25 protein-coding genes and 1 pseudogene are annotated in these 23,019 nt (G+C 68.0%); 7 read left to right on the forward strand and 19 right to left on the reverse strand.

What is annotated here, in order from left to right:
* The first annotated feature begins 144 nt into the window (after nt 1-144).
* On the forward strand, nt 145-822 hold the full coding sequence (locus tag G6N50_RS18440) for a GntR family transcriptional regulator (protein ID WP_179970032.1): 678 nt from the start codon (nt 145-147) through the stop codon (nt 820-822).
* Nucleotides 823-1,021: 199 nt separating this feature from the next.
* Here G6N50_RS18440 and G6N50_RS18445 read toward each other — a convergent pair whose 3' ends face one another.
* Entirely contained in the window at nt 1,022-1,462 is a 441-nt protein-coding gene (locus G6N50_RS18445) for an SRPBCC family protein (RefSeq protein ID WP_083094591.1), read from the reverse strand.
* An 85-nt stretch (nt 1,463-1,547) separates the two neighbouring features.
* The gene (locus G6N50_RS18450) at nt 1,548-2,045 is read right to left on the reverse strand and encodes an acyl-CoA thioesterase (protein WP_142275502.1); all 498 of its coding nucleotides are present in this window, start codon (nt 2,043-2,045) and stop codon (nt 1,548-1,550) included.
* 14 nt (nt 2,046-2,059) lie between these two features.
* On the opposite strand from G6N50_RS18450, the gene G6N50_RS18455 reads away from it, so the two are divergent.
* On the forward strand, nt 2,060-3,172 hold the full coding sequence (locus tag G6N50_RS18455) for an alcohol dehydrogenase catalytic domain-containing protein (RefSeq protein WP_083094592.1): 1,113 nt from the start codon (nt 2,060-2,062) through the stop codon (nt 3,170-3,172).
* On the opposite strand, the gene G6N50_RS18460 is transcribed toward G6N50_RS18455, so the two are convergent.
* From G6N50_RS18460 to G6N50_RS18510, 11 genes are all read right to left on the reverse strand, one after another.
* Nucleotides 3,169-3,456: an enolase C-terminal domain-like protein gene (locus G6N50_RS18460; protein ID WP_083094593.1), complete on the reverse strand. Its 288-nt coding sequence runs from the start codon at nt 3,454-3,456 to the stop codon at nt 3,169-3,171. The genes G6N50_RS18455 and G6N50_RS18460 overlap by 4 nt on opposite strands.
* Nucleotides 3,457-3,531: 75 nt before the next feature.
* Nucleotides 3,532-4,461: an alpha/beta hydrolase gene (locus tag G6N50_RS18465; protein WP_083094594.1), complete on the reverse strand. Its 930-nt coding sequence runs from the start codon at nt 4,459-4,461 to the stop codon at nt 3,532-3,534.
* Nucleotides 4,458-5,978, reverse strand: coding sequence for a flavin-containing monooxygenase (locus G6N50_RS18470; RefSeq protein WP_083094595.1), 1,521 nt, complete (start codon nt 5,976-5,978; stop codon nt 4,458-4,460). The genes G6N50_RS18465 and G6N50_RS18470 overlap by 4 nt, the downstream gene beginning before the upstream one ends.
* Nucleotides 5,960-6,676: an SDR family NAD(P)-dependent oxidoreductase gene (locus G6N50_RS18475; RefSeq protein WP_083094596.1), complete on the reverse strand. Its 717-nt coding sequence runs from the start codon at nt 6,674-6,676 to the stop codon at nt 5,960-5,962. The genes G6N50_RS18470 and G6N50_RS18475 overlap by 19 nt, the downstream gene beginning before the upstream one ends.
* On the reverse strand, nt 6,673-7,083 hold the full coding sequence (locus G6N50_RS18480; protein WP_083094597.1) for a nuclear transport factor 2 family protein: 411 nt from the start codon (nt 7,081-7,083) through the stop codon (nt 6,673-6,675). The genes G6N50_RS18475 and G6N50_RS18480 overlap by 4 nt, the downstream gene beginning before the upstream one ends.
* Nucleotides 7,080-7,838 (reverse strand): HpcH/HpaI aldolase family protein, encoded by a 759-nt coding sequence (locus tag G6N50_RS18485; RefSeq protein ID WP_083094598.1) that lies wholly within the window; start codon nt 7,836-7,838, stop codon nt 7,080-7,082. Before G6N50_RS18485 ends, G6N50_RS18480 begins: the two co-directional genes overlap by 4 nt.
* Before the next feature lie 7 nt (nt 7,839-7,845).
* Nucleotides 7,846-8,814, reverse strand: a complete 969-nt coding sequence (locus G6N50_RS18490) for a zinc-binding dehydrogenase (protein ID WP_083094599.1) — start codon at nt 8,812-8,814, stop codon at nt 7,846-7,848.
* Between the two features lies 1 nt (nt 8,815).
* Complete coding sequence (locus G6N50_RS18495) at nt 8,816-9,991, reverse strand: cytochrome P450 (protein ID WP_169926954.1); 1,176 nt, start codon at nt 9,989-9,991, stop codon at nt 8,816-8,818.
* Between the two features lie 62 nt (nt 9,992-10,053).
* Nucleotides 10,054-10,758, reverse strand: a complete 705-nt coding sequence (locus G6N50_RS18500; RefSeq protein ID WP_083094601.1) for an NIPSNAP family protein — start codon at nt 10,756-10,758, stop codon at nt 10,054-10,056.
* Between the two features lie 3 nt (nt 10,759-10,761).
* Nucleotides 10,762-11,325, reverse strand: a complete 564-nt coding sequence (locus G6N50_RS18505; RefSeq protein ID WP_083094602.1) for a hypothetical protein — start codon at nt 11,323-11,325, stop codon at nt 10,762-10,764.
* A 159-nt stretch (nt 11,326-11,484) separates the two neighbouring features.
* Nucleotides 11,485-12,654, reverse strand: a complete 1,170-nt coding sequence (locus G6N50_RS18510) for a CaiB/BaiF CoA transferase family protein (RefSeq protein ID WP_083094603.1) — start codon at nt 12,652-12,654, stop codon at nt 11,485-11,487.
* A gap of 112 nt (nt 12,655-12,766) precedes the next feature.
* Here G6N50_RS18510 and G6N50_RS18515 point away from each other — a divergent pair, with 112 nt between their 5' ends.
* Nucleotides 12,767-13,444, forward strand: coding sequence for a DUF427 domain-containing protein (locus G6N50_RS18515; protein WP_083094604.1), 678 nt, complete (start codon nt 12,767-12,769; stop codon nt 13,442-13,444).
* A gap of 13 nt (nt 13,445-13,457) precedes the next feature.
* On the opposite strand, the gene G6N50_RS18520 is transcribed toward G6N50_RS18515, so the two are convergent.
* From G6N50_RS18520 to G6N50_RS18535, 4 genes are all read right to left on the reverse strand, one after another.
* Complete coding sequence (locus G6N50_RS18520; RefSeq protein ID WP_083094605.1) at nt 13,458-14,186, reverse strand: ZIP family metal transporter; 729 nt, start codon at nt 14,184-14,186, stop codon at nt 13,458-13,460.
* Between the two features lie 114 nt (nt 14,187-14,300).
* Entirely contained in the window at nt 14,301-15,458 is a 1,158-nt protein-coding gene (locus G6N50_RS18525; RefSeq protein ID WP_083094606.1) for an acyl-CoA dehydrogenase family protein, read from the reverse strand.
* Entirely contained in the window at nt 15,458-16,378 is a 921-nt protein-coding gene (locus G6N50_RS18530; protein ID WP_083094607.1) for an LLM class F420-dependent oxidoreductase, read from the reverse strand. The genes G6N50_RS18525 and G6N50_RS18530 overlap by 1 nt, the downstream gene beginning before the upstream one ends.
* Nucleotides 16,379-16,393: 15 nt before the next feature.
* Complete coding sequence (locus tag G6N50_RS18535; RefSeq protein WP_179970033.1) at nt 16,394-17,275, reverse strand: acyl-CoA thioesterase; 882 nt, start codon at nt 17,273-17,275, stop codon at nt 16,394-16,396.
* A 131-nt stretch (nt 17,276-17,406) separates the two neighbouring features.
* On the opposite strand from G6N50_RS18535, the pseudogene G6N50_RS18540 reads away from it, so the two are divergent.
* The 4 genes and pseudogenes from G6N50_RS18540 (at nt 17,407) to G6N50_RS18555 (ending at nt 20,233) form a co-directional block, all read left to right on the forward strand.
* Nucleotides 17,407-17,891, forward strand: a pseudogene (locus tag G6N50_RS18540) (SRPBCC family protein).
* A 70-nt stretch (nt 17,892-17,961) separates the two neighbouring features.
* A complete protein-coding gene (locus tag G6N50_RS18545) occupies nt 17,962-18,789 on the forward strand; it encodes an SMP-30/gluconolactonase/LRE family protein (protein ID WP_083094609.1) in 828 nt (275 codons plus the stop codon).
* A gap of 15 nt (nt 18,790-18,804) precedes the next feature.
* Nucleotides 18,805-19,635, forward strand: a complete 831-nt coding sequence (locus G6N50_RS18550; RefSeq protein WP_083094610.1) for a thioesterase family protein — start codon at nt 18,805-18,807, stop codon at nt 19,633-19,635.
* 52 nt (nt 19,636-19,687) lie between these two features.
* Entirely contained in the window at nt 19,688-20,233 is a 546-nt protein-coding gene (locus G6N50_RS18555) for a TetR/AcrR family transcriptional regulator (protein ID WP_083094611.1), read from the forward strand.
* 28 nt (nt 20,234-20,261) lie between these two features.
* Here the strand turns inward: G6N50_RS18555 and G6N50_RS18560 are convergent, their stop codons facing one another.
* Complete coding sequence (locus tag G6N50_RS18560; protein WP_197748028.1) at nt 20,262-21,362, reverse strand: patatin-like phospholipase family protein; 1,101 nt, start codon at nt 21,360-21,362, stop codon at nt 20,262-20,264.
* 299 nt (nt 21,363-21,661) lie between these two features.
* A complete protein-coding gene (locus G6N50_RS18565) occupies nt 21,662-23,002 on the reverse strand; it encodes an FAD-binding oxidoreductase (RefSeq protein ID WP_083094613.1) in 1,341 nt (446 codons plus the stop codon).
* Nucleotides 23,003-23,019: the final 17 nt, after the last annotated feature.

Raw genomic sequence — 23,019 nt, forward strand, 5'->3', positions numbered from 1 at the left:
GTTGATATTTGATAAAACTTAGTGTTGTCTGGGTCACATTATGGCGTTGACACTCTACTGACAAGTCCCCGTCAACACCCGTCAAAACTTAAACCCCGTCCCGCCAAGCCCACGAAAGCCCTGGCAGCCCCTGTGAACGCACCGATGTCAATGCAGCCGAGGAATCGGCGGCCGCTGCGCCGGGCGCAGTTGTCCGACGAGGTCGCGGGTCGGTTGCGGGCGGCGATCATGGCCGGCACGCTGCGTCCGGGGACGTTCATCCGTCTGGACGAGACGGCGGCCGAGCTCGGGGTCAGCGTCACCCCGGTGCGGGAGGCCCTGCTGAAGCTGCGCGGCGAGGGCATGGTGCAGCTGGAACCGCACCGCGGTCACGTCGTGCTGCCGCTGACCCGACAGGACATCGAGGACATCTTCTGGCTGCAGGCGTCTATCGCCCGCGAGCTGGCGGCCGCGGCCACCGACCACATCACCGACGCCGGGATCGACGAGCTGGACCGGATCAACGACTCGCTCGCCGCGGCCGTCGGATCCAGCGACGCCGAGACCATCGCCGGCATCGAGTTCGCGTTCCACCGGGTCTTCAACCAGGCGAGCGGCCGGATCAAACTGGCCTGGTTCCTGCTCAATGCCGCGCGCTACATGCCGGTGCTGGTCTACGCCGCCGATCCGCAGTGGGGCGAAGCCGCCGTCGCCAACCACCGGCAGCTGATCGCCGCGCTGCGGCGGCGCGACACCGCCGCGGTGATCGAATACACGGTGTGGCAATTCACCGACGCGGCGACCCGGCTGACCGAGATGCGCGACCGCACCGGAATCTTCTGAGCTAGCGGGCGAAGCGGGTCGCCGCAATCAACCTGAGGCGATCGCGAGGGCGGCGAAGCCGGGCGAAGCGGGTCGCCGCAATCAACCTGAGGCGATCGCGAGGGCGGCGAAGCCGGGCGAAGCGGGTCGCCGCAATCAACCTGAGGCGATCGCGAGGGCGGCGAAGCCGGGCGAAGCGGGTCGCCGCAATCAACCTGAGCTAGGTGGCGGCCAGCTGCTCGGCGCGCTGCTTGAGGCTGTCGGCCAGATGATCGAGCACGTTGTTGAGGAGTTGCTTGACCATCGGCGCCGGAACCGGCATCGAGGTTTCGACGTCCAGATCCACCGTCAGCAAGCTCGAGCCTCCCATCGCCACCACGCTGAACAGCTGCTCCTGCTTGGTGAACAGGTCGCCCTGCTGCAGGACGGTCTGAATCTGGTTTTCCCCGGGGTAGTAGACGGCCTGGATGAACATGCTCTGCATGCCTTGGTAATCGGTGTCGAGCCGCAGCTGGCTGGGGCGCCCGTCGTCGTAGCGGGCAAGCACCCAGAGGCCCTTGATCTCCTCGTTCCACTGCGGGTAGGCCTCGAAGTCGCCGACGATCCTCATGATCAATGCGGCGTCGGCGTCCACCTCGACGGTCCTGCTCATGACTGGCATGCGCGAAGCATAGCCGGACCCGCGACGGGTCCTCGCGATGCCGTCGCGCGGCCCGTTTGCCGGCGAAAGCCCTGATGCCAGACGCTTATTGGTCCCCTGGCGGATCCACGGCGGCCGTCGCCAGCAACGCGCGAACGGCGTCGGGAATCGGGACGGACTTGCGGGTGACCCGGTCGACGTAAACGTGTACCCAGTGCCCCAGCGCGGTGATGGGGCGCCCCTGGTTCTTCGCGGCCTCGTTCTGGTCCGCGCGGAATACCCCGAGCCGGTAAGTGACGCTGCTGCGGCCCAACCGCGTGACGGCCAGGCCCACCGCTAGATTCTGGGGGAACTGCAGTTCGGAGAAATAGCGGCAACCCGATTCGGCGACGATGCCCAGTGCGGGCGTGGTGATCGGGTCCAGCCCGGTGCTGGTGTTGATCCAGGCGTTGATCGCGGTGTCGAACAGCTGGTAGTACACCGCGTTGTTGAGGTGGCCGAACATGTCGTTGTCGGCCCACCGGGTTCCGACCGGCCACAGCACCGGAAAGTCGTTGCTGGTCAGCCCGTCCGGTGCGGGCGGAACTACGGAAGCCGACGCCATGGTTGTATTCCAGCATGTCTGGAATTCGGGGCGCGGTCCTGGAGCGCATCGGGTCACCCCGGCCCTACGCGCAGTCGCGGCCGATCGCCGTCACCGAACTCGACCTCGCACCGCCGGGCCGCGACGAAGTCCTGGTCCGCGTCGAGGCGGCCGGCATCTGTCACTCCGACCTGTCGGTGGTCGACGGCAACCGGGTGCGGCCGGTGCCGATGTTGCTCGGCCACGAGGCCTCCGGGATCGTCGAGCGGGTCGGCGAGGGCGCCGACGACCTGGCCGTCGGCCAGCGCGTGGTGCTGGTGTTCCTGCCGCGGTGCGGCCATTGCGCGGCGTGCGCGACCGAGGGCCTGACACCGTGTGAGCCGGGCAGCGCGGCAAACGGCGCCGGCACCTTGCTCGGCGGCGACATTCGCCTCAGCCGGGCCGGCCACCCGGTGTATCACCACCTGGGCGTCTCGGGGTTCGCGACGCACGCGGTCGTCAATCGGGCGAGCGCGGTCGCGGTGCCCCGCGAGGTGCCCCCCGACGTCGCCGCGCTGCTGGGCTGCGCGGTGCTCACCGGAGGCGGCGCGGTGCTCAACGTGGGGCATCCGCGGCCGGGCCAGACGGTCGCCGTGGTCGGGCTCGGTGGGGTGGGGATGGCGGCGGTGCTCACCGCGCTGACCTACGACGACGTCCGCGTCGTCGCCGTCGATCAGTTGCCGGAGAAGCTGGCCGCCGCCCGCCGGCTGGGCGCCCACGACACCTACACACCGCAGCAGGCCGCGGACGCCGGGGTGAAGGCGGCGGTGGTCATCGAGGCCGTCGGCCACCCCGCCGCGTTGGAGACCGCGATTGGCTTGACCGCACCCGGCGGGCGCACCATCACCGTGGGCCTGCCGCCGCCGGCGGCGCGAATCAGCGTGTCTCCGTTAGGTTTTGTCGCCGAAGGCCGATCGCTGATCGGCAGTTACCTCGGCTCGGCGGTGCCCAGCCGAGACATCCCCCGGTTTGTCGAGCTGTGGCAGTCGGGCCGGCTGCCGGTGGAATCGCTGGTGTCGTCGACGATTCCGCTGGAAAACATCAACGAGGCGATGGACAACCTGGCCGACGGCACCGCCGTGCGGCAGCTGATCAGATTCGACGGTTAGTCACCGCCGCTACCTCGGATGCAGTCTTCGCTTGTGGCGCCGAGGACTTGCAGGTTGCCGAAACCGCTCATGTGCAGCTCGCACCGGATGCCGACCGCCTCGCACATGCCGGCCAGCTTCATCACTCCGCTGATACCTCCGCGCAACACGTCGATGCGGCTGATGTCGGAAGCGCGGCGCAGAATCCAGTCCGCGCGGGTGTAGATGCCGCCCTCCGCGATCTCGGGTGAGCAGACCGGGACGAATGTCTCGAACGGCACAACCTCGAGGCCGGTGATCTGCATTCAGCAGATTGTTCCGGCGCCCCGGATACCGGCAGTAGGGGCAAAGGTCCTACACCGAAGCGGCCCGGGCTCAGATCAGAGGCGCGCGAGCGCGTGACCCTGCAGGACGAACAGCCGCTCGGAGGTCGACCAATCGGGCAACAGCGAATCGAACCCGTGGCAGGTACGTCCGAACACCTGCAGCTCGGCCGACACTCCGGCGCGCAGCAGCAGCAACGCGTAGTCGACCGCCTCGTCGCGGAACGGGTCGACCTCCGCGCAGGTGATCAAAGCCGCTGGCAGGCCGGCGAATCCGGATCGCCGTGCCGGCACCGTGGCTGCCGATCCGGCGGCCGCGCCCAGGTAATGGCGCCACATCAGCTCGGCGGCCTCGCTGTCGAACGCCGGACTCGTGCGGAATTCCGCCTTCGACGTGGTGATCCGATCGTCGAGCACCGGTTGGTGCAGCAACTGGAACACCACCGACGGCAGTGACCCGTCCGTGGAACCGTGCGCCAGGCACGCGGCAAGGGTGGCGCCGGCGCTGCTGCCCGCGACGGCCAGCCGGGCCCGATCGACCCCCAGGTCGCCCGCGTTGGCCTCCACCCAGCGCAGCACGGCACTCGCGTCCTCGAGCGCGGCCGGGTAGGGGTGTTCGGGTGCCAGCCGGTAGCCCACCGACACCACCGTGCAGCGGCCGCGGCGCGCGAGCTCCACACACTGGCGGTGATCGGTGTCGAGGTTGCCCAGCGCGAACCCGCCGGCGTGGCAGTACACCACCGCGGGTGCCCGCTCCGCCGCCGGGCCGCCGCGGTAGATTCGCACCTTCACATCGCCGGATTCAGCCGGCGCGGTGTCCTCGACGATCCGGACCCCTTGCGTATCGGTCTGTTCGGCCGCCAGACGGCGTCGCTCGTTGAACGGTTCGCGGATGAGTTGGATTGCGGCCAGCGAAAAGTCGGTCCGCGTCGTCGCGACGGCGCGCAACGCGGGGTCCAGGCGATCCGCACCGTCCAGATCCGTCATCGGCTGCCCCGCTGCGGCGCGGTGTAGGCATCGGACGTCGAGGCGATCGGCGCTTCGAGTAGGAAGTCGGCGGGCTTGAACCTGCGCGTCATCCCCCAGAAGGTACGCGCGCTGCGCGGCCACTGGGTGACCACCCGCCCGTTGGGGGCGCGGAAGTAGTTGTTGCACTGGGTGGTCCACACGGTGCCCACCATCCACCGATCGATCTTGCCGACGAAGTCGGCCAACGCCGACGGGCGTACCGCGATGTAGCGTTTTTCCTTGCGCCGCAGGTGTTTCAGTGCGCGCACGATGTAGCGTGCCTGGGCTTCGAGGATGAAGATGACGCTGTTGGAGCCGACGTTGGTGTTCGGTCCGTACAGCATGAAGAAGTTGGGGAATTCCGGCACGGCCATGCCGAAGTAGGCGTGCGCCCCGTCGCGCCACACCTCTTTCAGGGTGATGCCGTGTTCGCCGGACACGTCCATTTCCCCGAGATAGTCCGCGGCGGCGTAACCGGTCGCGCAGACCACCAGATCGACCTCGTGCTCCGCGCCGTCCGCGGTGACCAGGGATCGGGAGCGCAGGGCGCGCGCCGGGCTGGTCACCACCTCGACGTGGGGCTGGGTCAGCGCGGGCAGATAATCCGAGGAGAACACCAACCGTTTGCACCCCATCGGGTGGTCCGGGGTGAGCTTGCGCCGCAAGTCCTCGTCGTCGACGGTCTTCGCCAGGAGCCCCAAGGCGACGGCCTTGAATTCCTCGGCCTTTTCACTCCCGTGCTCGATCACCCCGATGTTGGATTCGCTGCGCAGCCACAGCCGGGTCCGATAGAGCCTCTTGGCCAGCGGCAGGTGCGCGAACAGCCAGCGCTCCCGTCGCGTGTAGCGCCGGTCCGGCTTGGGCAGTATCCAGGTCGGGGATCGTTGCACCGAGTACACCTTGCCGGCCACCTTGGCCAACTCCGGGATCAGTTGGGAGGCCGTGGATCCGGTGCCCAGCACGGCAATCCGCTGGCCCTCCAGCGGGATCGAGTGGTCCCAGCGTGACGAGTGCATCACGGTTCCGGTGAACGGCTCCTCCTCGACCAGGTCGGGAAGCAGCGGCCGGGTGAACAGGCCGACGGCCGACACGACCACATTGAAAAGGTGCTGCTCGCCGGGCGCGGTGGTCACGCACCACAGTTGGGTGTCCGAATCCCACTGTGCTGCGCGGATTTCGGTGCGCAGCCGCAGGTGTGGCCGCAGACCGTACTTGTCGGCGCAGCGCTGGAAGTAGTCCAGGATCTCGGGCTGCCCCGACCACAGGCGTGACCATTGGGCGTTGAGGTCGAACGAGTAGGAGTAGAGGTGTGATTTCACGTCGCACGCCAGCCCCGGATAGGTGTTGATCTGCCAGGTTCCCCCGACGCCGTCTTCTCGGTCGAAGATTGTGAAGCGGTCAAACCCGGCTTGCGACAGCATGATTCCCAGCGCCAGCCCGCCGGGGCCGGCGCCGATGATGCCGACCGAGAAGTCGCTCACCCGATCTGCAGGCATTGCGCACCGTCGATGACGAGTTCGGAGCCGGTGATGAACGACGCCTGCTCGGAGACCAAGAACGCTACGGCGTCGGCGACTTCACCGGCCTCGCCTATCCGCCCGAACATCGATGCCGCGGCCAGCCGGGTCTGGGTGACCTCGTCGAGCATCGGTGTGGCGATCGGCCCGGGGAAGACGGCGTTGACCCGGATGCCGGAGGGGGCGAGTTCGGCCGCGACGGTCTGGGTCAGGCCGCGCAGTGCCCACTTCGATGATCCGTAGGCGCTGTGCTGAGGGAACGGACGGATCGCGCCGGTGCTGCAGATGTTGACGATGGACGCGTTGGGCGCCTCTCGGAGGTGTTGCAGCGCCGCGCGTATACCGAGGAATGGCCCAAGACAGTTGACCCGCCAGGCGCTTTCGAAGCCTTCGGCCGTCTCCTCGGTCAGCGACGCTCGGTGGAGCACACCGGCGCAATTGACCAGCGTGCTCAGCGACCCGAAGCGGCCGACGACGTCCGCGACGACGGAGTCCCACTGCTCCGGCGAGGTGACGTCGAGCTCAAGGGTGAGCACGCCGTCGTCGCCCGCGTCGCCGAGTTCGTCGACCAGCCGGTCACAGGCGGCCACCGAAAACCCGGTGTCGCGTAGGCGTTTGGCGATGGCTCGGCCCTGTCCGCCGGCGGCGCCGGTCACCAGTGCGACGCGTTGGTTCATGCGGGACTCACCTCGGGGCTGTCGGCCAATCCGGCGGTGGTGATGAAGCGGCACCGGCGTCGCGCAAAGTGCCACCGCCCGGCGATACGGGTCAGTTCGTCGTCGTAGATCGCTGGCCGCAGTTGCAGGTCGCCCGCGCGGACGAACAACACCTGCGATCTGGCCGTGGCGCGCTCTCCGTCGACCTGGATCCGGGCGCTTCCGGTCAGGTGCAGGCCGCGGGCCGCGTCGCGGAACATGCCGGCGATGCCGTCATGGCCGGCAAAGGTCCTGCCGTAGACCAGGAATTCGCCGTCGGGTGCGAACAGCTGGGCGCACTCGTCGAAGTCGCCGGCGTCCAGCGCCAGGGCGTAGCCGGCCAGCAGATCGCGGATCGCGGCCCGATCCTCGTTGGTGTCGTGCGTCATCGGCTCGCCTCGCGCAGGTGCTCCGCGGCTCCCCGTCGCAGCGCCTGCGACTCGGCGGCCAGGGTGATCATCCCGAATCCCAACTGCGCCATCGCTTGACCCGCCTTGCCGTCCCCGGCGTGAATACCGGTGACCAGGCCCGCGTCCGCCGCCGCCCGCTGGATGCGCACGATCGCGTCGAGCACGTCCGGGTGCCGGGTCGCGCCGATGACGGCGGCGCCCAGCGAAATGGCCAGATCGGCTGGGCCGACGTAGATTCCGGTCAGGCCGTCGACGGCGCAGATCTCGTCGATGCCGGACAGCGCGGCCGCGGTCTCGATCATCGCGAACACGGCGACCCGAGATTCGTGGGCGGCGGGGTCGTGGCCCAAGCTGGCCCGCAGCGGACCGAAGCTGCGCACGCCCCTCGGTGGGTAGCGGGTGGCGGCCACGGCCGCCGCTGCCTGGTCCGCCGATTCGATCATCGCGATGACGACCGCGTCGGCACCGGCGTCCAGCACCCGCCCGATCGGTGCCGCGTCGGCGTTGGGCAGGCGCACCACTGTGCCGACCGGCACGTGCTCGATGCGACGCAAGATGCCGGCGATATCGGCGTCGTCGAGATAGCCGTGCTGGGCGTCGAAGCCCACGTAATCGTAACCGGCGCGGGCGAATTCCTCGGGGCCCAGCGCCGTCGGACCGGTGACCCAGCCGCCGAAAATCGGGGTCTTGCGGCTCAGTGCCAGCTGCAGACTGCTCGGCGAAGGCTCCGTCATGGTCGACTCATCCGGCGATCGCGATCTTGATGCGTTCGGCGACCGGCCGGCAGGCTAGGTCGAAGGCGTCCGGCACCTCGTCGATGCCGAACGTATGGGTGAGGTAGGCGCCGAGCAGCCAGGGATGCTCGGCGGCGAACTTGCCGGCAAGTTCCAGCATGCGCCGCCGGTCCAGCGTCACACCGGATTTCAGGGTGAGGTTGTTGCGCAGCATCGCCCGCATGCTGATCGGGTACATCTCGTCGTCCGCGACACCGAAATAGAACACGGTGCCGCCGGGGGCGGCGGCATCGATGGCGTGGTTCAGGGTGGCGACTTGGTGGCCGACGGCCTCGATGACGACGTCGGCGCGGTCCGCTGGCCGAATTTGACTCACCCAGCGGTCGCTGGTCGCGCGCACCGCATCGTCGACGCCGAAAGCCCTTGCCAGATTCCGTCGGTCGATTGGGTCGACCCCGGTGACGCGCCGCGCACCCGCCGCCTTGGCGACGTACGAGAACAACAGTCCGATCGATCCCTGGCCGATGATCGCGACGTGCCGGCTGGCCAGGTCCCCGAGCTGCTCGCAGGCGTAGAGCACGCAGGCCAGCGGTTGCAGCCCAACCGCCTGCGCGGCGCTCAGCGCCGGATCGTACGGCGCCAATCCTTCGCCGTCGCTGACAACGCGTTCCATCAGGCCGTCGAACCCGGACGCCCAGCCGACCACGCGATCTCCGGGGCGGTGTGCGGGATGCCGGCTGGCGATCACCTCGCCGGCAACCTCGTGGATGGGAAAGCCGTCCTTGTCGGGACCACTGCGGCCGTCGTCACCCGGCAGCCGGCCCTTGGCGCCGCGAAAGGCGGGCAGATCACTGCCGCAAACCCCCGCGGCCAGGAACCGCAGCAGCACCTGCCCGTCGGCCAGGTGATCGGGTGTCTTGTCGCCGATCGTGTTGCGCTCGAACAGATATGGGGCGACGATCCGGTAGGACCACACGTCAGACCTCCACCGGAATGTTGTTCCAGCCCCATTGGAAGCTGGACGGCAGCCGGGTGGCGGCTTCGCCTTGGATCTCGTAGTCGGGCACCCGGCGAAGCCATTCGGCCAGCAGCACAGCCACTTCCAGTCGCGCCAGGTGGTAGCCGATGCAGAAGTGCTGGCCACGGCCGAACGCCAGCGAGCGGCGGACGGGCCGGTCCCAGATGAATTCGTCGGGCTGGGGGTATTCCCGCTCGTCGCGGTTGGCCGATGCGAGCAGAGTGATGACGCGCTGGCCGGGATTCAGGTTCTGGCCGTGAATCTCGAACGGCTTGCGCACCGTTCGCGCGAACCACTGCGCCGGCGCGCAGTATCGGAGCATCTCCTCACGCGCGACGAGCACGTTGTTCTCGACGTCGGCGCGCACGGCCGCCAGTTGGTCGGGCCGCCGGCTGAGCTCCCAAAGGCCGTGGGCGACGATTTTGGGCACGGTCTCGGTCCCCCCGATGAAGATGCACAGCATCTGCGTCGCGACTTCCATGTCATCGAGCGCACTGCCATCGGGCAGGTGATAGCAGAGCAGACCATCGACCACGTCGAGCGGTCCCCCGGACGAATCGGCGCGGCGGCGCGCAACGGCGGGCAGCAGGTATTCGAAATAGTTGGGACGCGCTTGCCCGGTGTCCACGCCGACGCCCGGCTGGGCGAGGCTGCCCGCGTTGACGGTGGCCAGCACCTGCGGTGCGAGATCGGTTGGGATGCCCAGGAGTTCGCAGACGATGGCGGCCACCACGATCCCGCCGTAGTCCTGGGTCAGGTCGAACGATCCGCCCGGGAGCAGCGCGTCGAGGCGTTCGTTGGCCAGGGCGCGGATCCGGGCCTCCAGGTCCGTGACCGCCCGGGGCCGAAACGGCCGGGAGTGGGTGCGCCGGATCTCGCCGTACAGGTCCGCGTCGAACATCGCGTGAAACGGCAGCGGGTGCAGCGGCGGGTCGTCGACGGGGCCGCTGTTATGTTGCGCCAGCACCGACGCCGGCGGCAGCGTGCCCTCCGAGGCGACGAACGTGCCGTTGTTGACTTCCAGCACCGTCCAGATGTCCTCGAAACGCGACAACGCGAAGGTGTCCCATTGCGGCATGTAGTACACCGGGTGGTGGTCGCGCAGGATCCGGTAGTACGGCAATGGATTAGCCATCACCGCCGCGTCGAAGGGATCGTAGCTGAAGTCGTTGGTGTCCAAAGTGTTTCGTAACTCCGTCACTGCAGCGGCGAGGGCGGGAGGGCCTGCAGAATGGAATCCTCCCAGCCGTCGCGCAACGCGGGCGCCACGCTCATCCAGGTGACGATCTCCGCCGGTGGGCTCTCTTTCCAGGACGGATAGTGCTCGGCGAAGCAGTCCCAGCCGCCGTCCAGCGCCCAGTAGTGGATGACTTCGTTATAGCGGAAGGTCGTGGTGAATGATCCGAGCCAGCGCTTACCGGTGCGTTCCGACCACGGGACGTAGAGCCGCTCCAGCTCGCGGATATAGTCGTCCTGGCGTCCCGGTTTGGTCTGCATGATCTCCTGAATCACCAGCGGCGCAGTGAAATTCGCCTCTTGCAGTTGGGCGAGCGTCTTGTTGCTGGGACCGGGGTACATGATGCGCCCCTCCCCCGAGGCGCCGATGTCAGCCAGAAACGCGGCCCATTTACCGGACGCGGCCTCGTGGCTGCCGCCGCGGGCCTGCGCGGCGCCGATCCTGGCGTAGTCGGCGAAGCCGTCGATCTCCCAGATGACCGTCACCTGTGGCCAGTGACCGTTGTAGGGCGTCGATTCCCAGATCGCGAACAGCCGGGCCCCGAGTTGCTCCATCATCGGTTGATAGGTGTCTGCGAAGGTCTCGGTGAAGCGGTCGCTTCGCCCGGATCCCAGCGAGATCGTCTCGTGCAAGTAGAGCAGCGTGTGTCGGAAGTATTTCTTCATGGGCTAATCGAGCCGGATGAGCTCTGAGTCGGTCCCCGATCCCACGTCGCAAAGCAGGGCCTCGGTGGCATGGACCGTCGCACCCGGAATGCCCTCCGCCGCAAGCGCATAACCCTTGAACATGCGGGCCGCGCCGCTCAGCAGGTGCTGCGCTCGGGCCGTCGCGCGATTGACGCCCAGGGGCCACCCGTCACCCCACAACGCGACCTCGGTCACCCGGTTGTTCAGCGATTCGAGCACCGCGCCACGCACCCGGGGGTCGGCAGTGAACGCCTCGGCGCTGACGGCCAGGCTCGCCGTGCCCGCGCCCAATTGGGCAAGCTCCGGTTCGAGGTCTGCGACCCGCACCCCCAGGATTCGCAACGACCGGGTGTCACAACCCCGCGGGAGCAGCACGGTCACTTCCCAGCCGGCCATGGCCCGGTCGTAGAGCCAGCCTCCGGCCGATTGCACGACATCGGCGGCGCTGGCCGCGACTACGTCGAGGCGATAACGCAGACCCTCGCCGTTCGCGCCGGTTGCTTTCGCAGCGCTGCTCTTGCTGATGTCGAACGTCGGAGCGACCATCGATCCATTCCTCACCACCACCCGCCGCCTGGTCGGTGCGGGTCTCAAACGCTTGTCATGGGCTTTCTCACGGACTGCGGCCGCGTCACGCGCAGGGCGAAGCGGCTCACCGGACAGCGTGACACTTCTAGTCAAATTTGTAAAGGTTCCGGCGGCCTGTCAGGAGCCGCGGCGCGCCTCGAGGTCGGCCAGGACTTCCTCGGTGTGCTGGCCGAGTTCCGGTGCCGCAGAACGCGGTGCCCAGGGAGTCCCGTGGAAATCCGCCGGAGTGGCCACCATCGGCACGGCGGCTTCGCCGTCGGGCACGTCGACGATGCCCCCCGCGGCGTGGAACTGCTCGTCGGCGACGACGTCCTCCAGGGTGTTGACCGGTGACCAGAAAAAATCCGGTTCGCCGGCGAAGACCTGTGCCCACTCGTGGAGGGGCCGCGTCGCGAAGATCTCATCCAGCGCGGCGATCAGCACGGTCGAGTTGACGGCGCGGGCACGGGCATCGGCGAACCGGGGGTCGTCGCGCCACTCGGGCCGGCCCACCGCGCGGCACAGCGCCGGCCAATGCCGCTCCGGTTCCAGGCCGACGATCCAGAATCGCCGCCCGTCTTGGGCGGTGTAGTTGTTCATGCACGGGTTGCCCATCGTTTCGCGCTGACCGATCGCGATCGGCTGCCCGCTCATCAGATAGGTGTTGAGGTCGAAGCTCACGGTGTAGGCCCCCTGCCGGTAGAGCGAGGTGGTCACCAGTTGGCCCGTCCCGGTGCGTTCGCGCGCGAGCAGCGCCGCGCACACGGCCGCGGCCAGCGTCATCCCGGCGGAGTGGTCGCCCATGCCGCCGCGCTGAAACGGGGGCGTGTCGCCGGGCCGGGTGAGCAGGTGGGCCACCCCGGCCCGGGACCAGAACGCGGCCACGTCGAAGGCGGCGCGGTCGGCGTCGGGGCCGTCTTCGCCGTAGCCGGTGATGAGCCCGTAGACCAGGCGGGGGTTGGCGGCCGACACCGCCTCGAAGTCCATCCCGAGGCGCTGCAGCGCACCGGGGCGCACGTTGGTCAGGAAAACGTCGGCGCCAGTGAGCAATTCGAGCGCGGTGCCGCGGCCCTCCTCGGTGCCGAGGTCCAGTACGACGCTCCGCTTGGACCGGTTGTCCATCTCGAACGGCGGATTCAGACCCAGATCGCAGCCCAGCATCCGCCCGAACATCCGCGCCGGATCACCGGTCGGCGGTTCGATCTTGATCACGTCGGCGCCCCAGTCCGCCAGGATGCCGCCGGCGGCCGGCCCGGCCACCCAGACCCCGAGCTCGACGACTTTGACGCCCTCCATTGGTCCCGCCATGGGTAAATTCCCACTCTCTGCCGCTCGAGCGTCACGCCAGCGCAACGCCGCATTCCGTGTGCCACGCTAGCGTGGCGTTCGGCGGCGTTTGCGCGCGATGGAAGGACGACACATGACTCTGGTAGCGGGGCGTGGTCCGCTCAGCAGCGATCCCGCGGGGCGCTTCTCCCCCGCGATACCCGACGACGTCGTCTACGTCGAACCGCATCCCCGACGCGTCCAGGCCGTCAAGGACGGGCAGGTGGTGATCGACACTGAACGGGCGCTGATGGTGCACCGCCGGGGCCGGCCGCTGAGCTACGTCTTCGCAGCCGACGAGGTCGGCGACCTACCGAGCGAGCCGGAACCCGAGGCGCCGGGTTTCGTCCGAGTGCCCTGGGACGCGGTCGACACCTGGCTGGAAGAGGGACGCAAGCTCGTGCACTACCCGCCCAATCCCTATCACCGCGTCGATTGCCGTCCGACGCAACGCCGCCTGCGCGTCCGCGTGGCCGGCACCACGTTGGTGGACACCGACGACACGGTGATTCTTTTCGAGACCGCGCTCGCCCCGCGGCTCTACGTCGATCCCGCTCACGTGCGCACCGATCTGTTGCGGCGCTCCGAGACGTCGAGTTACTGCAATTACAAGGGCTTTGCGACGTATTGGTCGTTCGTCTCGGGTGGCGACGTCGTCGAGGACGTAGCCTGGAGCTATCCCGGCCCGCCACCGGAAAGCCTGCCCATCAAGGGATTCCTGAGTTTCGACGAGAACCGCGTCGAGGTGATGGCCGAGCTGCCGCCCGGCTGATCCGCGATCGGGGCTAGCTCGCCAGCCCGACGATCACCAGCATGAACAGCACCCCGCCCAGTGTGCACGCCAAGGCCGCAACGGTGCGGCGCCCGGTGTTGGCTCGCGGCAGGATGTCAGCGCTCGCCAGATACATCAGGAAACCCGCGAAGAAGCCGAGGTATACCTCGAGCACGCGATGGGGAATCGTGATCGCCAGGGTCAGAGCCGCACCGGCAACCGGCGCGACAGCATCTGCGGCCAGCAGCGTCAAGGACCTTCGACGTCCGTTCCCATAGAGCGATGTGACGGTGTAGGTGTTGAACCCGTCCGCGAAGTCGTGGCCGATCACGGCCACCGCGACCACCGCGCCCACCCCCGTCCCCGCCTGAAACGCGGCACCGATGGCGAACCCGTCCATGACGCTATGGCCCACTAGACCCGTCGCCGCCAGGAGACCCACGCTGGGCGCTTGCGGATTATCACCCTCACCTGGCGTTTGGCCGCCATGAATGCCGATCCTGCGTTCGATGATGTGCAGTGTCAGAAAACCGAGAACGAAAGCCACTAGCGGACTGCGAATTCCGAACAGGACCCAGGACCCTCGGCTCAGGGCTTCCGGAAGCAGATCGAAGCCCACCGCGCCGAGCATCAACCCGGCGGCCAGGCCGAGAACCAGATTGCGGTAGGAACCGATGCGCAGCGCCGCATAGCCGCCCAGCAATGTGGTGATGAACGAGCCCAAGGCCACGAGAACGGCCACTGCGCGGCCCACCTTTCCGGCATCGAGTCGGCGGAGCAGCGCGGCCCGGGTGGATAGGCTGCGCTTCTCCGAAAAGGTAGCGCCAGAACGGACTCACCGCAGGTGGAGTGCGCCCTACTTGCCGTAGCTAGGCCGCCCAAGCCCCAGCTCGTGCTGGGCGATCATGTTGCGAAACACCTCCATGGTGCCGCCGTAGATGCCGGCGGGAACCCCGTGCCGGAAGATGAATTCCATCGCGCCGTCGTCGGCGGAACCCGGTGTTTCGGTGGGCAACGCGGATGCGGCTCCCAGGATGTCCATCAATTCCGGTGAGACGTCACGCATTGTCTGGATGATCGCGACGCGCCCGTACATGCCGGGAGTCGACAGCGCCGCCTCGATGCGGGCCATGCTGCGCCCCAGCCGGTATTTCACCGAGTCGTCGTCGAGCCCCGCTACGCGTGCCGCGACCCCGTCGGCCGCCTCGGCCATCAGGTGGCCATGCTCGGACAGCATCGAAATATTCTGCAGGCCATGGTCTGCCGGGTCGGCGATGCCATGTTCGGCATCGAGGGCGAACCGCATCACCGTCCAGCCGCCGTTGACCTCGCCGATCCGGTAGAGGTCATCGACCCGGACGTCGCTGTAGTAGACGATGTTGGTGCGGTCGCCGTCGACCGTGCGGATGCCCTGGATCTCGATCCCGGGTGTATTCAGCGGTACCAGGAACATGGTCAGGTTCTTGTGTTTCGGGCCCTGGGGATCGGTGTTGGTAAGCAGGAATACATATTTGGCATTCTGCGCGTTCGAGGTAAACATCTTGGAGCCGTTGATGACCCAACTCGATCCATCCGCCTCGCGCACCGCGCGGGTCTTGCAGGTGGCCACGTCCGAGCCGCCCTCGGGCTCGGTGTATCCCAGACACAGCCGGGTCTCGCCGGACAGCACGCCGGGCAGCAACGACTCGACGAGTTCGGGAGCCCCGAACTGCTGCACCAGGCGCGCGACGACCGCGGTGGTGCCCCAGTGGAACCACGGCGTATGGGCGCGGCCGATTTCGAGGTGAAAGATTCGCCGGCGCACCGGGTCGAATCCCCCTTCGGACTCCAGCTGCCAGTCCGATGTCAGATACCCCGCTTCGCCCAGCGCCAAATGCACCGGCTCGCTGAAGTTTTCGCCAGTCTCGCGATCGCGGCGGCGCACCTCGTCCGTGACGTGTTCGGCGAGGAAGGCCCGGGTCTCATCGAAGAATTTCTGATCCTCGGGCGAAAGTTCGACGCGAGAGAAGTCCATCAGGCCGCGTCGATCACCAGGGTGCGGAACCGGTCGAGGGTCTCCAGCGCGTGCGTCATGCTGTCGCCGGGCAGGTGGATGCTGACCCACGTCACGCCCAGCTTCGTTAGCTTGTCCAGGCCGTCGAGGTAGGCGTCGGCGTTGAAGTCGTCATTCCCGGGGCTGCCGCCCTCGAAGTTGGTGAAAGTGATGTCGATCGCCGACCAATCCCGCTGCGCGGCATCGCATCTACGCCGCAGGTCGTCGATGCCATCGGCGAGCTTCTGCATGGAGTCGATGACGGCCGTGCCCGCGGTCTGGGCCAACTGCGGCGGCGCGGGGAACGGGCACCACCCGTCGCCGTACTGGGCCACCCGCTGCCGCGATGACGACGTGTTGCCGCCGATCCAGATCGGCGGATGCGGATCGCTCACGGGCCGGGGATGTGCGGTGATGCCCCGCGCGCTGAAATGCTTTCCCTCAAAGGAGATGTCGTCACCGGTCCAGATGGCCCGGATCACCTGTAGGGATTCCTCGAACAGCTCGGCGCGCTCGTCGTAGCTGACGCCCAGTGCCGCAAATTCGCGCTTGAGGTAGCCCACGCCCACCGCGAGCGTGAATCGGCCACCGGAGAGCAGGTCCAGGGTGGCGCCGGACTTGGCCACCACGAACGGGTTTCGATAGGGCAGCACCACGATGTTCGGGATCAGCCGCAGCGTTGACGTGGTGGCGGCCGCGAAACCCAGTGCGACGAAAGGATCTAACGCATCGTGCCCACCGGCCTCCAGCCATCGCTGCGAGGGGGCCGGGTGATCGGTGAAGCCGAAGCCGTGGATCCCGGCCGCTTCCGTCGCGGCGGCCACCTTGCCGATGCCGTCCCCGCTCACCAGCTCCGGGTTGTAGGGATGGCTGTGCATCGGGTGGGTGATGGTGAACCGCATCGCTGCCTCCGGCGTTTAGAACCGTGCGCGCGAGTCGATCGCGGTGTCGCTGGTGCGCAGCGGCCGGATCAGCGCCTCCTGCGCGAACGAGGCCAGCAGCTCACCCTCTTCCGAGTGCACGGTGCCGCGCACATACGACATGCCCGCGCCGACCTGGGTGCTCTCGTGGGTGTAGAGCAGCCACCCCGTCCAGTCCACCGGTTCGTGGAACGCCACGGAGATGCTCATGGGTGCGGTGGACACGGTCAGGTGCGCCTGGGCGGTGCCGATGCCCTCGTGCGCCCGCATCGTGGTGGAGATTCCGAGATGGCCGGTGAAGTACGCCAGCAGCGCCTTGGCCAACTCGTCGCGGGTCGGGATCGGGTCGTAGTGCAGCCACGCGTAGAGCTCCGGCGGGCCGACCTCGTCGGGGCTGTTGACGTCGACGACGTCGACCAGGCGCAGCTCGCGGCCGACCATCGGCATCGGTGAGTGGTGCGCGTCGGCCGGGGCGGCCACCTGCGGACGTGGCAGATGGTGACGGATGACGTCGTCGGTCGGGACGTCGGCCAGCACCGTAATGCTCAGGCAGCGCCGGCCGTTCTGGTGCACGGCGACCACGGCGGTGGCGGTGGAGCGGCCTTCGGATACGACGTCGAGAACCAGTTCGATGGGCGGGCCGACGGTGACGGCGCGCGAGAAGACCGCGTGCGCCGAGCGCACCGACTTGTCCGGGAACCGCTTGGCCACGGCGACGATCGCCTGCGCGAGCACCTGGGTGCCCTCTACCACCTGGCGTTCGTCGCCCACCGCGATGCCGGTCTCACCGGTGAAACGGTCTTGCCCGTCTTCCTGCACGTCGAACAGATCCAGCAGGCCCTGCACCGTCCACTCAGTCTGCTCAGATTCCGTGGTCAATCCACTCCACCTCTCGCGCTCGCGGCTCAGCGCTCAGCGTGACACTTTGAGTAGGATTTGTAAAGCTTGGCTAACAAGACGGCGGCCCGGCAGGTCCGTCGGACAGCGGGACGCTAAGGGAGACAACACCATTGGGTATCGTGACTACCACCTCAGAGACCGCGTTCACCCAGTCCGCCGAGACGGTGTACGACTTCGTCACCAATCCGCAAAACTGGACGAAGACCTACCCCGGCAGCGCGCACATCGGCAAATTGCCGGAGCTCCCGCTCAAGGCGGTGACACTTGGGAGGAAGCCGGGCCCGACGGCAAGCGGATCTTCAGCTGGCAGTTGGCCGCCGCCGTGCGCCCAACACTGTTCGTGTTCACCTCGATCGGGCGCCTGGGCCATGATCGCGACGGCGGTATTTTTCAAGGCGGAATGGAGGGCCGCATTACGGTCTCCTACCACTTCACCCGGCCCGGGCAGGGCGTCACGCTGTTCTCCCGGACCATGACGATCGAGGCGTACAAACACGCCCCGCTGACCGATCAGCTCATCGCCTCGGCCAACCCGGCCAACATCGACGCGTACCACGAGGCCGTAGCGCGGGAACTCGCCCGATCGGCAGATTGACACCGGTACCCGCGGTGCATGACACTTTTTCGGTGTTTTGTAAAGCGGACCGATTTGCCGGAGTGCGAGGATGATTCCCGAGCCGCTGGCCAACGGGTTCTGCTTCGGCGAGGGCCCGCGCTGGTTCGAGGGCCTGCTGTGGTTCTCCGACATGCTGGGCGAAGCGGTCCACACCGCGACCATGGGCGGCTCGCTGACCACGCTGCCGCTGCCCGGGCACTCGCCGTCGGGGCTGGGCTTCCGTCCCGACGGGTCGCTGCTGATCGCCTCGACCGAGGACCGGCAGGTGCTGCGCTATGACGGCGAAACCGTGGTCACCATCGCCGATCTCACCGACCTGGCGCCGGCCAACCTCGGCGACATGGTCGTCGACGACGCGGGCCGCGCCTACATCGGGTGCCAGGCGCTGCGCGGCGGCGTCATCATTCGTCTCGATCCCGACGACCGTGCGACCAGGGCCACTATCGTGGCCCGAGACCTCGACTTCCCCAATGGCATGGCGATCACACCGGATCGCACGACGCTGATCGTCGCCGAATCGACGGGCCGGCGGCTGACCGCGTTTTCCATCGGCGACGACGGCGGGCTGTCCGATCGCCGGGTGTTCGCCGACGGCCTGGACGGGCCGCCCGACGGCATCGCCCTGGACGCCGAGGGTGGGGTGTGGGTGTCGATGACCCTGGCCCATCAGTTCGAGCGGATCGTGGCGGGCGGCACGGTGACCGACCGCATTGACATGGGCGACCGGGTCGCCATCGCCTGCGCCCTGGGCGGTCCGCAGCGGCGCACGCTGTTTCTGTTGTCGAGCACGGAGGCCTATCCTCAACGCCTGGTCGGCACCCGGCTTTCCCGGCTGGATGTCGTCACAGTGACCACTCCCGGCGCCGGCCTGCCCTGACCCGAGAGGTTGACGATGACCGACGCCTACTACGAGCTGATCGATCCGGCCGGCGACGACGCCGCGATGGGCGAGAAGTTCCGGGCGACCGATCTCGCGCGCGGCACCTGGTCGGCGGCCATCCAGCACGGCGGTCCGGTGTCGGCGCTGCTGGTCCGGGCGCTGGAGCGGTGCGAACAGCGCGACGACACCCGCCTGTCCCGGGTCGTCATCGACTTGTTGGGCGGGGTGCCGGCCGAGGGCGATCTGTGGGTGCGCTCGGAGGTGCAGCGCCCGGGCAAGCAGATCGAACTGCTCAGCGCCGAGATGCTGTCCCCCGGACCCGACGGCACTCCGCGACCGGTCGCGCGCGCCACCGGATGGCGCTTGCAGCACCAGGACACGCAGACCCTGGCGCACGCCGCGGCGCCACTGCCGGGGCCCCGGGCCGAGGCCTTCAACCGCAACCTGAAGGCACGGGACTGGGACCGCAACTACGTGCACAGCCTTCAGTGGCTGTGGCTGACCGAGCCGCTGAGCGAGGGCCCGGGCGAATCCTGGATCAACCCGACCGTCGACCTGGTCAACGGCGAGTCCATGACGCAGCTGGAACGGCTGTTCGCGGTGGCCGACTGCGCCAACGGCATCGGCAGCAAGCTGGACATCACCAAGTGGACGTTCCTCAACACCGACCTGGCCGTGCACGTGTTTCGTGTTCCCGACGGCGACTGGATCGGCATTCGTGCGGAAACCAGCTACGGGCCGGACGGCATCGGGACGACGATCGGCACGCTGTTCGACGAGCAGGGCGCGGTCGGCGCCATCCAGCAGTCGGTACTGGTGCGGCGGCGCCCTCCTCGGGCCTAACGTGGGAGCGAATGACCATGACACCTCGGCGATACTTCGAAAAGCTTGACTCATGAGCCACCCGGTCCGGGCGACGACGATCGCCGACACCGACACCTCGACCCGTCAGCGGATTCTGGCGGCCACCGCCGAGGTGCTGGGCCGAAACGGCAAGACCAAGCTCAGCCTGTCCGACGTCGCCACCCAGGCGGGCGTCTCCCGGCCGACGCTGTATCGCTGGTTTGCGTCCAAAGAGGAGTTGCTGTCGGCGTTTTCGAGCTATGAGCGTCAGATCTTCGAAAGCGGTCTGGTGAAGGCCACCGCCGGCCTCAAGGGCGTGGACAAGCTCGACGCCGTGCTGCGGTTCATCGTCGAATACCAGCATTCGTACTCCGGTGTGCGCATGGTCGACGTCGAGCCCGAGCACACCATCGCCCAGTTCTCCTGGGTCATCCCGCAGATGCGCGAGGGCCTGCAGCGCCACCTGCCCGGGCCCAACGCCGCGGTCAAGGCCGCGACGGTGATCCGGATTGCGATATCGCACTACATCGTGCCAAGCGACGACGCCGAGCAGTTCCTGGCGCAGCTGCGGCACGCCGTCGGGATCAGGGGCAGCTAGTCGAACCTGCGGAAGTCACGGCTGGACCTCACCCGCGGCGTCGGCGGCTAGTTCGGCGGTCGTGACCCGGGTCGCGGTGAGCCTCGGTCCAGGCGGCCAGGAACTTGCCCGCCGCGGCCTCGCCATCGGCGAACAGCTTGTCGCGCTGGTCGGTCGTCAGCCCGAAATCGGTGCTGGCGATGCCCATCGTGTCCACAAACACCGTCCGGGCGCCGACGCCCTCATCGGCCAGCGGGTAGCGGTTCCACTCGCCCATGGCCGTGTGCGCGATCGAGACGACCTCGCGGAGATCGCCCTGCACCGGCACGTCCGGGGTGTTCAGCGCCGGCCGCGACGAGAGCTTGATACCGAACGTCGGCCACCGGTTAGGCCGGCCGTCGGTCCGGTCGAAGACGGTCACCGGGAAGTTCTGCAGCAGCCCGCCGTCGACCCAGGTGCAGGCGCCCAGGACCGTCTTCTGTTCAAAGGGCTGGAAGAAGAACGGGATCGACATCGACGCGCGGACTGCGTCCACGATCGGATAGCTGTCGATGACCTCGATCTGCCGGGCCGGATCACCCTGATCCTTGCTGCTCAGCAGGTAATAGGGCAGGTCCCAGGGCAGCCGGACCAGGGCGCCGCGCGTCAGGTCCGAGGTGTGGGTGACCAGCCGGTAGCGCTGGTACGGGGCCAGGGCGGTGCCGGCGTCCCTGGTGATCTTGAGGTCGGCGAAAGTGCGGATGCCCAGCGGCTCCAGCTTCGAGGTCAGCCACTCTTGGACGTAGGAACTGGCGTACAGGCCCTGGTGGCTCACCAGCGCGGTGGCGTTCCCGATCAGGCCCAGGTGCTTCTCGGCCCAGGTCTTCTGCATGAACTGGGTGTAGTCCAGCTCGGCCATATCCGTCTGTAGCTGGGTAAGCGGGACGCTCCTGACCTGATATGCGGCGATAAGGGCGGCCGCAATGGCGCCGGCCGACGTGCCGCCGATCCGGGGAAAGACAAAGCCCGCGTTATGCAGGGTCAGGACGGCCCCGGCCAGGGCGATCCCCTTGACTCCCCCGCCCTCGAGAACAAGATCCGCGCCCGAGCCGGCCAGCGCTTGCTCTTCCAGTGTCATGCCCTGACCCGCCTGACCGCCCGCAGTTGTCATTCCTGCCTCCGCGAACTCCCGATAACCCGTGAAGATATGGCCTAAGTACAGGCCGCAGGTCCGCCCGCTGTCCAGCGAATGCCGCTTTTCGGCGCGGGTGAGGGTGCTGGCAATGCTCCAACGCGAAAGAGAGCCCAGTTCTGTCCGCTAACCGCGACAGCTACAGCTACAGCTACAGCGATGGCCCAACGGTGACCGTGTCAGTGGGGCAGCCCCTGGGCCAGCCTGAATCAAGGACCACAGCAGTTTCGGCGTACACCAGCCGGGCAGCGTGTACCTTCTTCCGGTCTGATGCTCGCCTAATCGAAAAGTACCGCGGCATTGAGGAATCCAGTCGGATCCAGCGCGGCTTTGACCGTGCGCATCGCGGCGATGTCCGCGGCCTCGCGGGACATACCGAGGTAGGGCCGCTTGCGGCTGCCGATGCCGTGTTCGGAACTGACGTTGCCCCCGCAGCGTGCGATGAGGTCCATCATCGGCTCATACAGCGCCCGCTCCCGGTCGGCCGGGCAGCGCAACACGTTCAGGTGCAGGTTGCCCTCGCCGATGTGGCCGAACAGCACCGGCAGCGCGTCGGGTGCATGGTTGTGCACCAAATCGACTGCGTGCCTTTCGAATTCGACGATCGACGACAGCGGCAACGAGACGTCGAACTTCAGCGGCGGCCCGTACACGCCGAGCACCTCGACCAGTGATTCGCGGACCTGCCACAACCGTTGCTGCGCAACAGGATCCACACCGACCGCGGGTTCGCCACACATCGACACGCCGTCGAGCAGCTCGGCGAGTCGCTCGGTCTGGTCGTGATCGGCCGCCAGTTCGACCAACAGCAGCCAATCGCCGTTGACCGGTGAACCGACTCCGCGGTGCTCGCCGGTCAGCGCGGCGGCGCGGGCGTCGATCAGTTCCAGGGCCGCGATGCCGTCGACGTCGCGGAACAGCCGGCCGGCCTCCACCAGCGCCTCGAGGTCGGCGAACCCGCAGATCGCCGTCACCCGGTGCGACGGGGTGGGGTGCAGCCGCAGGTCCAGCTCGGTGATGACGCCCAGCGTGCCCTCAGCGCCCACGAACAACGCCGGCAGGTCGTAGCCGGTGTTGTCCCGGCGCACCCGGCTGTGCCGGCGCAGCAGTGTGCCGTCGGGCAGCGCCACCTGCACGCCCACCACCTGCTCGCCCATGTTGCCGTAGCGGACCGTGCGCAGGCCGCCGGCGTTCGTCGACGCCATCCCGCCGACCGTCGCGGTGTCGCGGGCCGCCAGATCCACGCCGAACACCAAACCGGCCGCGCCCGCGGCCCGTTGCACCGCGGCCAGGGTGGCCCCGGCGCCGGCCTGGATGCGGCGTTCGACGGAGTCGACGTCACCGATGGCGTGCAGCCGCTCGGTGGACAACAACACGTCGTCGTGCTCGGGAACGGTGCCGGCCACCAGCGAGGTGCGGCCGCCCTGCACCGTCACGTGCGCCCCGGCGTCGCGGCACACCCGCAGCACCTCGGCGACTTGCTCGGCCGTACCCGGCCGCACCAGCGCGCTCGCCTTGCCCCGGTACCGGCCGGTGTGGTCGACGCTGCGCGCCGCCAGCACATCGGGATCGGTGACGACGTGGTTCGATCCGACCAGGCCCGCCAGGCTGCGCAGCATGCTCGCGGTTATAGCAC

It is taken from the genome of Mycobacterium mantenii, assembly GCF_010731775.1.
Taxonomy (GTDB): domain Bacteria; phylum Actinomycetota; class Actinomycetes; order Mycobacteriales; family Mycobacteriaceae; genus Mycobacterium; species Mycobacterium mantenii.